The sequence below is a fragment of the Kingella sp. (in: b-proteobacteria) genome (genome assembly GCF_030527935.1).
Classification (GTDB): Bacteria; Pseudomonadota; Gammaproteobacteria; order Burkholderiales; family Neisseriaceae; genus Kingella_B.
Window position 1 is genome coordinate 1 of sequence record NZ_JAUMZV010000053.1, and the last position, 12,261, is coordinate 12,261.

The following is a 12,261-nucleotide window of genomic DNA, read 5'->3' on the forward strand; positions in this document are numbered from 1 at the left end:
TTTAAAACAACTAGTAAAGCACGATTTGTCCTAGTTATCTAGGACAGCCCCAAAAATTTTATTAAAAACAATTCATTGCATAAACTTAACCAAGACTCCCGCCTGCGCGGGAATGACGGAGAATTGACTATTTCTTGTGGCGGTTTAGGTTTTGCAAAGGTTTTAGGCTGCCTTTATCTCTAATAACAACGCGCCATCGCCACCTAAAACAATTTTCAGGCTGCCTAGGCTTAAACGCATCAGGCAGCCTGAAACGCGGTTGGCGAAGCGCAATCTTTTACCAGCTATATTTGGCTTCAAACCAGAATTGTCGTCCCAGTTTATACGACACAGTATTGCTGGTGCTGGTGCTGGCACGGCTGGTGCGGGCGCGGATAACGGTGTCAAAAGCGTTGATGACATCCAGCTTCAAATCCAGCTTGTTTTTGCCGATGGGGATGGTTTGGGTTAAGCCCAAATCCACGGTGAAGGCGTTTTTGAATTTTTCTTTTTCATACACGCCCACGCTGCCTGTATAGCTGCCGCAAATATCAGGGTTATACGCGGGGCAGTTTTTGCTGGATGTGGTGTATTGCGAATAGCCCGCAGCGTAGTTCAGGCGGGTGCTCCAATTGAGCTTGATTTTGGGGAAATCCACGCTGATGTTGGCAAAGGCGCGCCACGGCGTGTTGTAGTCAATGGCGGGCATTTTGTCTTTGTCTATCAGCTTGCCATCAAAGATGATTTTGCTGCTCTCTTCGGTTAAGCGACCGTTGTCCAGCGAGTTCACCGATGTGTTGTCGTAAGACGAATTGTTGGCTTTGTTGCGCGAATAGGTTGCGCCACCGCTGATGCCCACCACCGCCCAATCGGTGATTTTCCACGGGCGCAGCAGGTTAAACGCCAAGCTAAATGTGTCGGCTTTGCTTTTGCCGCGGTTGTTTAGGATGAAATATTGTTGCCCGTTGATGCGTTGCGAATCCCACGCCAAGCCTTTTTTGCTGTCGCGGTGCACCCATTTGAGCGTCCATTCGGTGTTTTTGATGACTTGTCGCCAGCCCAAATTCACTTCATCGCTGTATGGCGTTTTCACATCAGGCTGCAAGTAGGCAGCGGCATAGCGGGTGGTTGAACCCCATTCTTGGTTGGGCAAGCTGCGCGATTGGCGGTAGCCCGAGCCGATGTTTTTCTTCAATTTTTGCGCCAGAACGCTTTGCGCGTAATAGCGGTTTACGCCGCCAAACAAGCGGGTGTCGCCGTTGCCGAACACATCCCATGTGGCGGTGAAGCGGGGAGCAAAGTCGGTGTATTTGAGAAAGCGGTCGTGGTCAATGCGGATACCGGGGGTGATTTCCCAGTTGCCCCAGTTGATTTTGTCTTCAAAATACAGCGCGTAGTGGTTGTTGCCCACTTTTACGCTGCGGGCGGGGTAGTAATCGCGCGTGGTAAAAAATTGCCCTTCAATACAGCCGTGGTCGCCCGCAAGGCAAGCGATGCCGCTGGTGGAGCGGGCGGAGCTGCCTGTGTAGTTGTACACATCGTTAAAGCGTTTATACCGCGCTTGCGCCCATTCGGCAGACCAGCCAAAGGCGATGGTGTGTTTGGTGTTGCCCCATTCCAAATCGGGGAACAGATAATCTTGCTTGGCAACCAGCGATTTGCGCGTGGTTTCAAATGTGCCGTAGCCGCCATAGCTTGCGTTTTGTGGGTCGCCAATTTTGTAGGCAAGGTCGGGATAATATCTGCCTGCGCCATCGTTTTGGGTGCGCAAGGTGGTTACCCAATCTAGCCACGCTGGAATGTTGTTGGGTTCGCATACTGCACCACTAGAACAACGTGGGTTGGTGCCTGCGGCGGTGGCACTGGGTAGGCGTTTGGCTAGGCTGTATGAAATATGGTAATCGGCTTCGTTTTCCACGCGGTTGCGGGTGGATTGTACGCCAAGATAGGTGCTCACTTGCCCTTTATCAAACAAGTGTTTCCATTCAAGGTTAAAGCGGTAGCCCCCGCCCGAATTGGTGTACGAGCCGTCTTTGGTGCTGGCGCGCAGGTATTTGCTCTCGTGTGGCGAATACATGGCGGTAGCTTTGAGCGCGTCGCCGTTGTCAAAGCGATATAAACCTTTTAACACAAAGGTTTGGCTTAATCGTTTTTGGTCTTCTTTTTGTTTCATCACGGTGTGATAAAACGGGATATTGGACTGAGTGCGGTTGTAGGAGAACATCAACGCAGCGCGGTCGTTAATCGGCTGGTTTAGGTTTAAGCCCCAAACGTATTTGGTGAACTCGGGTTGGTAATAATTGCCTTGTTGCGCTTGGGTAACGTCTATCGGGTCGGCGTGATAGCGTGTCCAACTGCTGCGGCTGGTGCGCAACGATACGCTGCCCGATGCTTTTTTGGTGCTGGGGTCTTTGAGCTTGGCATCCACCACGCCGCCTGTGAACTGCCCGTATTTGGCGGAAATATTGCTGTCGTACACATCCACGCTGTCGATGATGTCGGCATTCACCCAAAACGACTGCGCGCCGCCGTTGGGCAAGCCGTACATGTCGCTGTCGTTGGTGTTTTGATAGCCCGCGCCTGCCCCTGGGTTGGAATTGTCGGTGTTGTTCATGCCGTCAATTTGCCAGTTGTTGTTGTAGAACTTCTCGCCGTGGAACGATACGTTTTCGGGCGCGATTTCGCCCGCGCTCTCGGCGGTGCCGCTGATGTTGGAAAATTGCACATTGGGGTTGTCGTGCAACAAATCGGTAATTGTGCCGTTGGTGTGCGGGCGGGTGGCGATTTGGCGGCTGGTGATGCGCTGCGTGCCCATTTTTTGCGCAAAAGGCGCGGCGCGAACGGTGATGTTTTGCAGATTTTGCGATGCTTGGGCGGATTGCTCACTGCTGGTTTCGCTGCTGGCTTCATTGGCTGCGGCGGCGTTTTCAGGCTGCGTTTCATCGGCGGCATAGGCAGGGGCGGCGGCAAAGGCGGAAATCAGGGCAAGGGTGAGTAGGCTGGGCTTCATGTTTGCGTGCGTAAAGAAAAAAGGGGTATTCGGTAATTTGGGTTAAGGTTTTTTAAAACGCACTGATTATCTTTTTAATAAAAACGAATATCAACAACTTTTACGCTTAAATATTCGTTTATTTTGCTTGTTTTAATTATACGCATGATTTTGTTTGCAATTTAGTTTGTTATCGTGGGATGCGTGGTGGAATGCGCGGGGCGAATACTCAATATGGATGAAATGCGCTTTTCAGGCTGCCTATACAGTTTGTTAAATCTTGCCTATTATTGATTAAGCCTTGTAAGCAAGGGTTGATTGCGGTATTGTTTCGGGTATTTTTCAGGCTGCCTATGGGCAAGGGCGAATGGATACTTTGTTTACAGCATCTGGTTTAGATATTAAGGCAGCCTGAAAACGCGGATTGCGTGATTGGGCGTGTAGATTAAACATTGCTAAACGGTGCGTGGCACAGCCACACATCCTACTTGTAGCGTTATTGTTTACGATGCTGCAAGCGGGTTTACATTCCACCACCCTACCCTTTCAACTTCAACTTCCGAGGAAATCATTATGAGAATAGCCATCCCCAAAGAATCCCTAAAAGGCGAAACCCGCGTTGCGGCTACGCCCAGCACGGTTGCCCAGTTGCAAAAGCTGGGCTTTGAAGTGGCGGTGGAACGCGGCGCAGGCGTGGCAGCGGGCTTAACCGATGCGGCGTTTGAAGCAGCGGGCGCGGTGTTGGTGAACGCGAAAGAGGCTTGGTCTGCGCCATTGGTTTACAAAGTAAACGCGCCCAGCGACAAAGAAATCAACCGCCTGCACGAAGGGCAAACGCTGGTGAGCTTTCTTTATCCGCGCCAAAACGAAGAGCTGCTGCAAAAGCTCAACGACAAAAAAATCAACGCGCTGGCGATGGACATGGTGCCGCGCATTTCGCGCGCGCAAGCGTTGGACGCGCTTTCGTCTATGGCAAATATTTCGGGCTACCGCGCGGTGATTGAAGCCGCTAACGCATTCGGTCGCTTTTTCACAGGGCAGATTACCGCTGCGGGCAAAGTGCCGCCTGCGCAAGTGCTGATTATCGGCGCGGGCGTGGCAGGCTTGGCGGCGATTGGCACGGCAAACTCGCTGGGCGCGGTGGTTCGCGCGTTTGACACCCGCTTGGAAGTGGCGGAGCAGATTGAATCGATGGGCGGCAAATTCCTGAAACTGGACTTCCCGCAAGAAAGCGGCGGCTCGGGCGATGGCTACGCCAAAGTGATGAGCGAAGAATTTATCGCCGCCGAAATGAAGCTGTTTGCCGAGCAAGCGCGCGAAGTGGACATTATCATCACCACCGCCGCTATTCCGGGCAAACCCGCGCCCAAGCTGATTACGGCGGAAATGGTCGCCAGCATGAAAGCAGGTTCTGTTATCGTGGATTTGGCGGCGGCAACAGGCGGCAACTGCGAACTCACCCGCGCGGGCGAATTGTTTGTTACCGACAACGGCGTGAAAATCATCGGCTACACCGATATGGCAAACCGCTTGGCGGGGCAATCGTCCCAGCTTTATGCCACCAACTTGGTCAATCTAACCAAACTGCTTTCGCCCAACAAAGACGGCGAAATCGCACTGGATTTTGAAGATGTCATCATCCGCAATATGACGGTTACGCGAGACGGCGAAGTTACCTTCCCGCCGCCTGCCATCCAAGTTTCCGCCGCGCCGCAGCAAGCAGCAGGGCAGCCTGAAAAAGCGGTTGCCGCCAAACCCGAGCCTGCGCCCGTGCCCGCATGGAAACGCATTGCGCCTGCGGTGATTGCGGCGGTGTTGGTGCTGTGGGTGGGCGCGGTTGCGCCAGAAGCCTTTTTGCAACACTTCATCGTGTTCGTGTTGTCGTGCGTGATTGGCTATTATGTGGTGTGGAATGTGAGCCACTCGCTGCACACGCCGCTGATGGCGGTTACCAACGCGATTTCGGGGATTATTGTAGTGGGCGCGTTGCTGCAAATTGGCGCGGGCGGCGTGGTGTCGCTGTTGGCGTTTATTGCTGTGTTGCTGGCGAGCATCAATATTTTTGGCGGATTTTTTGTTACGCGCAGAATGTTGAATATGTTTAGAAAAGGGTAAACGTGGCTGTATATAAGGCAGCCTTATCCCTTTGTCCAAATCTTTGATTTGGGTATAAGTAAGTATCTAAATCTTTGATTTAGCCATGCGAACTTATGCAAAGCCAAATGGTTATACCGCAGCGCAATGCGCAAGGTTGAAAAGCCGTAAACAATGTTTTCAGGCTGCCTAATGCAAGCGCAAAGGCTGATTTAAACCACGAATGCAAGCGTGGGTATGGCGGAGCAACGCCATGAACAAGGTCCTGCTACAACAAAGGCAGCCTGAAAACCTTTGCCAAACACCTAAATCCACCTACCCCACCATTCTCACGGAATTGCTGAACATCAAACAAGATTCCCGCCTTCGCGGGAATGACGGCATGGATTATTTTTCAGGCTGCCACTATGGTTTTGCAAAGATTGCAGCCTGAAAATTTTATAAATTTAAAATCTCGGAGACCAAACAATGTCCACAGGATTAGTAACCGCAGCTTACATCGTTGCTGCCATCTTATTTATCTTCTCGCTGGCTGGCTTATCCAAGCAGGAAACCGCCAAGCAGGGCTGTTATTCAGGCATCGCGGGCATGGCGACTGCGCTGTTTGCCACCATTTTTGCTGACAACGTTTCGGGCTTGGGCTGGATTATCATCGCCATGCTGATTGGCGCGGCGGTGGGCATCCACAAAGCCAAAAAAGTGGAAATGACCGAAATGCCCGAGCTGATTGCGCTGTTGCACAGCTTTGTGGGCTTGGCGGCGGTGTTAGTGGGCTTTAACAGCTTTATTGATGCGGGCAACGTTGCCGAAGAAATGCACACCATTCATTTGGTGGAAGTGTTTTTGGGCATTTTTATCGGCGCGGTAACGTTTACAGGCTCATTGGTTGCCTTTGGCAAGCTCAACGGCAAAATCAGCAGCAAGCCTTTGATGCTGCCGCATAAGCATCAATTAAACTTGGCGGCGTTGCTGGTGTCGTTTGTGTTGATGTTGCTATTTGTGGGCGCGAATGGAAGCTGGTTTGCGCTGCTTGTGATGACCGCGATTGCACTGGCGTTTGGCTGGCATTTGGTGGCTTCCATCGGCGGTGCGGATATGCCTGTGGTGGTGTCTATGCTGAACTCGTATTCAGGCTGGGCGGCCGCGGCGGCAGGCTTTATGCTGTCTAATGATTTGTTGATTGTTACTGGCGCGCTGGTGGGCAGCAGCGGTGCGATTTTGTCTTATATCATGTGCCAAGCGATGAACCGCTCGTTTATTTCGGTGATTGCAGGCGGCTTTGGCACCGATGGTGCATCCGCCGCAGCGGGCAGCGAAGAAGTGGGCGAGTACCGCGAAGTGAAACCTGCCGATGTGGCGGCGATGCTCAAAGGCGCAAGCAGCGTCATCATCACCCCTGGCTACGGCATGGCGGTGGCGCAGGCGCAATATCCTGTTGCCGAGATTACCGATTTGCTGCGTAAACAAGGCGTAACCGTGCGCTTTGGCATTCACCCCGTGGCAGGTCGCCTGCCCGGACACATGAATGTGCTGCTCGCCGAAGCCAAAGTGCCCTACGACATTGTGCTGGAAATGGACGAAATCAACGATGATTTTCCCGAAACCGATGTGGTGCTGGTGATTGGCGCGAACGACACGGTGAACCCTGCCGCGCAAACCGACCCCAATTCGCCCATCGCGGGGATGCCTGTGCTGGAAGTGTGGAAAGCGAAAGAAGTGGTGGTGTTCAAGCGTTCTATGAACACGGGCTACGCGGGCGTGCAAAATCCACTGTTCTTTAATGAAAACACGGTGATGTGTTTTGGCGATGCCAAAGGCACGGTGGATGAGATTTTGGCAGAGTTGAAGAAATAGTTTGTTGAATTTGCTGAAATGAATAGGCAGCCTGAAAATGGATTTTCTGTTTTCAGGCTGCCTTTTTGTGTGGAATGGGGATAGGTGCGATTGTCTGTTATTGCCATGATTGATGCAGCCTGAAAACGTATTTAGCGGTTGTTGTTGCTTCGCAGAAATTCGCTTCGCTCGTTTTCAGGCTGCCTCAGTAAACCGTAGAGTGGGAAACTTGTTTGCCCACCTTGGTTCATAACATTTGGTGGGCAACCAGTTGCCCACCCTACCATTTGACGTTTCAGGCTGCCTCTATTTGCTTTAAAATCGCGTCTTTACTCACTCTCATGCTGCCCCATCTCTTGTTTACAAGGAATCCCCCCAATGCTTACCGCTCAAAATCTCAATTTCCATTACGACAGCCACCAAGTGCTGCACAACATCAACGTAGAGCTGCCCAATGGCAGCATCACAGGCTTAATCGGGCCCAACGGCGCGGGCAAATCCACGCTGATGCGCTGCATGGCGGGGCTGGAATGCCCCAGCAGCGGCGAAGTGCGGCTGGGCGGCAAGCCCATTTTGGCAAACCCGCGCGAGAGCTTCGCCCAGCTAGGCTATCTGCCTGACATCTTTGGCTTGCCCGAAGGCTTATCCGTTATCCAATGCTTAACCTATGCGTCAAAATCGCGCGGCGTATCCGATGGTGATTTGGCGCACGCGCTGGGCAGCACGGTGCAGCTTTTGGGGCTGTCGGACAAGCTGTATAGCCGCGTGAGCAATTTGTCGCGCGGGCAAAAGCAGCGCGTGGGCATTGGACAAGTGATTATCCATCGCCCCAAATTTTTGCTGCTGGACGAGCCTGCCAGCGGGCTAGACCCCGAAGCGCGGCACGAACTGTCGCTTTTGCTGTTGCAACTGCAACGCGATGGCATGACGATTTTGGTGTCCAGCCATATTTTGTCGGAGCTGGACGAATATTGCAGCCATATGCTCATCATCAAACAGGGGCAGATGCAGGCATTCCAAGCCCTGCACGATGAAAGGCAGCCTGAAACGCAAACCGTGCGCCTGCGTTTTGCCGATGGCGCAACGGCGGATTGGGCGGCGGCGGTGCGCGAATTGCCAGCGGTGCAATCGGTGAGCGTAAGCGCGGCGGGCGATGCGTTGCAAGTGGTGCTGCCTGCGGGCGATGCCGCGGGCGCGGCGTTGTTGCGCGAATTGGTGCAACGCCAGCTGCCCGTGTGCGCGCTGGAACAGGTGCGCACATCGTTGTTAGAAAGTTATCAAAACACGTTGAATATTCAAAGGGATAAACTATGAACACGCCAAACATCAAAACGCCCAAAATTTGGGTCAACGCCGAATTTCAACGCCTGCTGTGGCTCAATTTAAGCTGGGGCATGATAGCGGGCGTGGCGATTATTTACGCGCTGTTTGCCTTTGCCAAAGACGAATACCGCGCTTGGCACAACCATTTGGCAAGCATTGGCGGCATAGGCTTAATGCTTTCCGCCATTGCAGGCTTTGTGTTGGTGGAACGCAGCCTGAAAAACGATATTGCCGCCAACACCTTTGACCAACTGCGGATGTCGGCATTATCGCCGTGGCAAATGGCGTATTCGCGCATTATCGCCGCGCCCACAGTGGCTTGGGCGGGGTTTGCCATCGGCTATCTGCTGCTGTGGTTGAGCTTTTTTTTGGATAACAGCCAATTTAAAACGACTAGCGAAATCGTGTGTACGCTGCTGGTTGTGCCGTTTGGCGCGTGGATATTTGCCTGCGCGGTGGTCGCCAATGCTTTGCAATTTGGGCGCGGCAATCGGCAATATTCGGGCGCGGTAATTCAGCTAATTTTGGCGTTTGTGGCGTGGGCGATTTTTACGTCAGACTATGCCGACATGACGCGTGCCGCTTTTCCGTATGACAATGTCGCCATGAAAGAAACCAATCCGTCTTATTTGGTGAACGATTTGGGCACGCCGTTTATGCTGCTGATTTCATTCATTATCACGGCTGCGCTCGCCAGCGTAGCGATGCGTGCGATTATGGCGTGGAAACTGCATTTGCAATCACCGCGTTTTACCCTGCTGATTTTGGCGATGGTGTCGCCCGTCGTATATTTTTGGGCGATTGCGGATAAGAATGTGCTGCTGTTTTTGCTGTCGCAACATTACGCGCTGCTGGGCTTTATCTCGCTGATAACGCAAGACAACCGCCATTTTGGCAAATGGAAAAGCTGGCGCGAGTTGCCCGTGTGGCCAGCGGCATTTGCGCTGGCGGTTGCAACCGCGCTGCTGCTGGGTGGCATTGTGCTGCTTGTGCCGTTTATCCAAATTTTGCTGCTGGCCGCGCTGGTGTTGCTGTGCACCAACCTGCTAACGCTGCGCTACAACGCGATTACGCTGGCGTTGTCGGTGTTTCTGTTGCTGCGCGGGCTGTGGTCAATGTTGTTGTAAATATGAAGGCAGCCTGAAAAGGGGTATTACGCTGTTTTCAGGCTGCCTTTGCTATCCATTAAAAGGCAGCCTGAAAGTGGGCTTGGGGCGGCAACGGCTCGTTGCCAAATAGTTGTTAGATAAAATTGGCAGCCTGAAAATAAGCATTACGCTGTTTTCAGGCTGCCTATTACGCATTATCCGTTTTGGCGCACGCCATCAAGATAATGAAAATGGGGCAAATACGCGCTGGCAAATTTTGGATAAACCGCGCTTGGCTGTGATGCGTCTGCGTGGGCTGCCAGTAGCCTTGTTCCATCGCACAATCATATATCGGCTGGTTCAACGGATAGGCGGTAAGCACGCCGCTTAATCGTTTCTGCGCAATCCACGCTTCGGCAGCCTTTTGCGTGGTAAAGCAGCCTGAAACCACGTTCTGCCCATCGCCTTGAAAAACCCAAACGCTTGTTGGTTCCATTATCTTGTTTCCTTATTTGGACGTATTCAAAGGCAGCCTGAAAACAAAAAAAACCATTTTCAGGCTGCCTTTTACACCTCCGCCCTACCCCAGCCGTAGCATCTCAATCTGTTCCAAGCTGCGCCCCAAAAACCGCTCGCCGATTGTTTGAAAACGCAGCGGAATATCCGACACATAAAAGCGATAATCGGGCGCGGCGGTTTGCGTGTTCAACAAATTGGCCGCGGCAAGGGCTTGCGCGGTGGCTTCGGCGGTGGTGGTGGAGCTGTCAACCAGCTCAATCTGCGGGGCTTCTTGCTGAATAAGCGGCTTCAACAGCGGAAAATGCGTACAGCCCAAAATCAGCGTGTCAATTTTGTCCGCCAGCAACGGGCGCAGGTATTCGCGCACGGTCAGCCGCGTTACTTCGTGTTCCAGCCAGCCTTCTTCCACCAGCGGCACCAGCAAGGGCGCGGCTTGCGACAGAATGCGCGTGTCGGCGTTGCGTGCGCTGATGGCGCGGGCGTAGGCATTGCTGTTTACCGTGGTGCTGGTGGCGATTACGCCAATATTGCCGTTGCGCGTGGTCGCCAGCGCGGCTTGTGCGCCCGCTTCAATCACGCTTAACACGGGCATTTTGCCTGCCATCTGCTGCACGCGCTGATGCGCCACCGCCGCAATCGTGTTACACGCAATCACCAAGGCCTTCACTTGGTTTTGCAACAAAAAATCAACAATTTGCGTGGTAAAGGTTTCAATGGTGGAGCGCGATTTCACGCCGTAGGGCACGCGCGCCGTGTCGCCAAAATAAACAATATTTTCGTTGGGCAGGCGTTCCATCAGGGCGCGGACGACGGTTAAACCGCCCACGCCCGAATCAAACACGCCAATGGGGCTTTGATTGCGGTTCATCTGTTGTACTCAAAATCCATTTTCAGGCTGCTGCAAGCGTAGAAAAACCAGCAAGGCAGCCTGAAAAAACAAAAACGCGCATTTTACCCGCAAAGCCGTTTTCAGGCAGCCTGAAAGCTAGGGGCTGTTGACATTCAAAACGCCCACAAACCCGTGCAAAAACCAAACCGATAGCGTATCATTCAGCCATTTTTGCCGCCCATCGCCCGTCATCATGCCTAACCCATTGATTAACCAGCGATAGAGCAAAAACCCCACCCCCCATTTTTGCGAGACGAGACCATGAAACCCATCTATCTAGATTTTGAACAACCCATCGCCGAGCTGAACAACAAAATTGAAGAATTGCGCCTAGTGCAAGGCGATTCTGCCGTGGATATTTCCGATGAAATCAAACGCTTGCAGAAAAAAGCCGCCGATTTAACCAAATCCATCTTCGCCAAGCTCACCCCCGCGCAAATCTCGCAAATCTCACGCCATCCGCAACGCCCCTACACCCAAGACTACATCAACGCGCTGTGCACCGATTTTCAAGAGCTGCACGGCGACCGCCATTATGCCGACGACCACGCCATCATCGGCGGCGTTGCCCGCTTTAATGGGCACAGCGTGGTGGTAATTGGGCATCAAAAAGGGCGCGACACCAAGGAAAAACTGCACCGCAACTTTGGCATGCCCCGCCCCGAAGGCTACCGCAAAGCCTTGCGCCTGATGCACCTTGCCGAAAAATTCCGCATGCCCGTGCTCACCTTTGTGGACACCCCCGGCGCCTACCCTGGTATCGGCGCGGAAGAGCGCAACCAATCCGAAGCCATCGGCAAAAATCTCTACGAATTAACCAAATTGCACACGCCCGTTATCTGCACCATCATCGGCGAAGGCGGCTCGGGCGGCGCGTTGGCGATTGCCGTGGGCGATTACATCAACATGCTGCAATATTCCACCTATTCCGTGATTTCGCCCGAAGGCTGCGCGTCTATTTTGTGGAAAACCGCCGAAAAAGCCCCCGAAGCCGCCGCCGCGCTGGGCATCACCGCCGACCGTCTGCACAAACTGGGCTTGGTGGACAACGTGATTAAAGAGCCATTGGGCGGCGCACACCGCGATTATGCCGAGCTGATGAAATCCGTAAAAACCACGCTGGAACAACAAATTACCCAAACGCAAGGGATGCGACTGGACGATTTACTCTCGCGCCGTTTTGACCGCATTATGAACTACGGTCAGTTTGTTGATAAAAACAAGTAATCACTTAACCAAAGGCAGTCTAAGAACCTGTATTCATTATTTGCATAGGCATCTTTTATGCCCTAAAAACGCGGCTACTGCGTTAAAAATGCTCGCAAGGTGTTCAACCTTGCTGTGCTTTTTGCCTTGTATCCGCGCTTTTATGTCATCAAATCTGCCTATGCAAATAATGAATACAGGTTCTGAAACCCGTTTTCCACGTTTTCAGGCTGCCTTGATGTTTGTCTTAATTGATAACGACTGTTTAGTTTCCCGCCCAGCATATGGTGTAGAAATCCCTAGCGTTGTTTACAGTATTTCAAGGACAATACCGTAAATGA

General features: G+C 52.6%; 9 protein-coding genes. 6 read left to right on the forward strand and 3 right to left on the reverse strand.

The window, feature by feature from the left end; all coding sequences use genetic code 11:
• Window positions 1-277: 277 nt before the first annotated feature.
• The gene (locus tag Q4A85_RS12260; RefSeq protein ID WP_303110762.1) at window positions 278-2,989 is read right to left on the reverse strand and encodes a TonB-dependent siderophore receptor; all 2,712 of its coding nucleotides are present in this window, start codon (window positions 2,987-2,989) and stop codon (window positions 278-280) included.
• A 552-nt stretch (window positions 2,990-3,541) separates the two neighbouring features.
• On the opposite strand from Q4A85_RS12260, the gene Q4A85_RS12265 reads away from it, so the two are divergent.
• The 5 genes from Q4A85_RS12265 (at window position 3,542) to Q4A85_RS12285 (ending at window position 9,345) form a co-directional block, all read left to right on the forward strand.
• Window positions 3,542-5,083 (forward strand): Re/Si-specific NAD(P)(+) transhydrogenase subunit alpha, encoded by a 1,542-nt coding sequence (locus Q4A85_RS12265; RefSeq protein WP_303110764.1) that lies wholly within the window; start codon window positions 3,542-3,544, stop codon window positions 5,081-5,083.
• Between the two features lie 232 nt (window positions 5,084-5,315).
• Complete coding sequence (locus Q4A85_RS12270) at window positions 5,316-5,495, forward strand: hypothetical protein (protein ID WP_303110767.1); 180 nt, start codon at window positions 5,316-5,318, stop codon at window positions 5,493-5,495.
• 35 nt (window positions 5,496-5,530) lie between these two features.
• On the forward strand, window positions 5,531-6,916 hold the full coding sequence (gene pntB / locus Q4A85_RS12275) for a Re/Si-specific NAD(P)(+) transhydrogenase subunit beta (protein WP_303110769.1): 1,386 nt from the start codon (window positions 5,531-5,533) through the stop codon (window positions 6,914-6,916).
• A 357-nt stretch (window positions 6,917-7,273) separates the two neighbouring features.
• Window positions 7,274-8,209 carry an ABC transporter ATP-binding protein gene (locus Q4A85_RS12280; protein ID WP_303110771.1) on the forward strand — a complete coding sequence of 312 codons (936 nt, stop codon included), beginning with the start codon at window positions 7,274-7,276 and terminating at the stop codon, window positions 8,207-8,209.
• Window positions 8,206-9,345, forward strand: a complete 1,140-nt coding sequence (locus tag Q4A85_RS12285; RefSeq protein ID WP_303110773.1) for a hypothetical protein — start codon at window positions 8,206-8,208, stop codon at window positions 9,343-9,345. Before Q4A85_RS12280 ends, Q4A85_RS12285 begins: the two co-directional genes overlap by 4 nt.
• A 169-nt stretch (window positions 9,346-9,514) precedes the next feature.
• On the opposite strand, the gene Q4A85_RS12290 is transcribed toward Q4A85_RS12285, so the two are convergent.
• Complete coding sequence (locus Q4A85_RS12290; protein WP_303110775.1) at window positions 9,515-9,802, reverse strand: hypothetical protein; 288 nt, start codon at window positions 9,800-9,802, stop codon at window positions 9,515-9,517.
• An 84-nt stretch (window positions 9,803-9,886) separates the two neighbouring features.
• A complete protein-coding gene (murI, locus tag Q4A85_RS12295) occupies window positions 9,887-10,693 on the reverse strand; it encodes a glutamate racemase (protein WP_303110777.1) in 807 nt (268 codons plus the stop codon).
• Between the two features lie 282 nt (window positions 10,694-10,975).
• On the opposite strand from murI, the gene Q4A85_RS12300 reads away from it, so the two are divergent.
• On the forward strand, window positions 10,976-11,941 hold the full coding sequence (locus tag Q4A85_RS12300) for an acetyl-CoA carboxylase carboxyltransferase subunit alpha (protein WP_303110779.1): 966 nt from the start codon (window positions 10,976-10,978) through the stop codon (window positions 11,939-11,941).
• The last annotated feature ends 320 nt before the right edge of the window (window positions 11,942-12,261 follow it).

Bases quoted from the DNA above. Each gene is read 5' to 3' on its own strand.
- Q4A85_RS12300 (WP_303110779.1), top strand. From the start codon at position 10,976: ATGAAACCCATCTATCTAGATTTTGAACAACCCATCGCCGAGCTGAAC.
- Q4A85_RS12270 (WP_303110767.1), top strand. From the start codon at position 5,316: ATGAACAAGGTCCTGCTACAACAAAGGCAGCCTGAAAACCTTTGCCAA.
- Q4A85_RS12260 (WP_303110762.1), bottom strand. From the start codon at position 2,989: ATGAAGCCCAGCCTACTCACCCTTGCCCTGATTTCCGCCTTTGCCGCC.
- Q4A85_RS12265 (WP_303110764.1), top strand. From the start codon at position 3,542: ATGAGAATAGCCATCCCCAAAGAATCCCTAAAAGGCGAAACCCGCGTT.
- murI (WP_303110777.1), bottom strand. From the start codon at position 10,693: ATGAACCGCAATCAAAGCCCCATTGGCGTGTTTGATTCGGGCGTGGGC.
- pntB (WP_303110769.1), top strand. From the start codon at position 5,531: ATGTCCACAGGATTAGTAACCGCAGCTTACATCGTTGCTGCCATCTTA.
- Q4A85_RS12285 (WP_303110773.1), top strand. From the start codon at position 8,206: ATGAACACGCCAAACATCAAAACGCCCAAAATTTGGGTCAACGCCGAA.
- Q4A85_RS12290 (WP_303110775.1), bottom strand. From the start codon at position 9,802: ATGGAACCAACAAGCGTTTGGGTTTTTCAAGGCGATGGGCAGAACGTG.
- Q4A85_RS12280 (WP_303110771.1), top strand. From the start codon at position 7,274: ATGCTTACCGCTCAAAATCTCAATTTCCATTACGACAGCCACCAAGTG.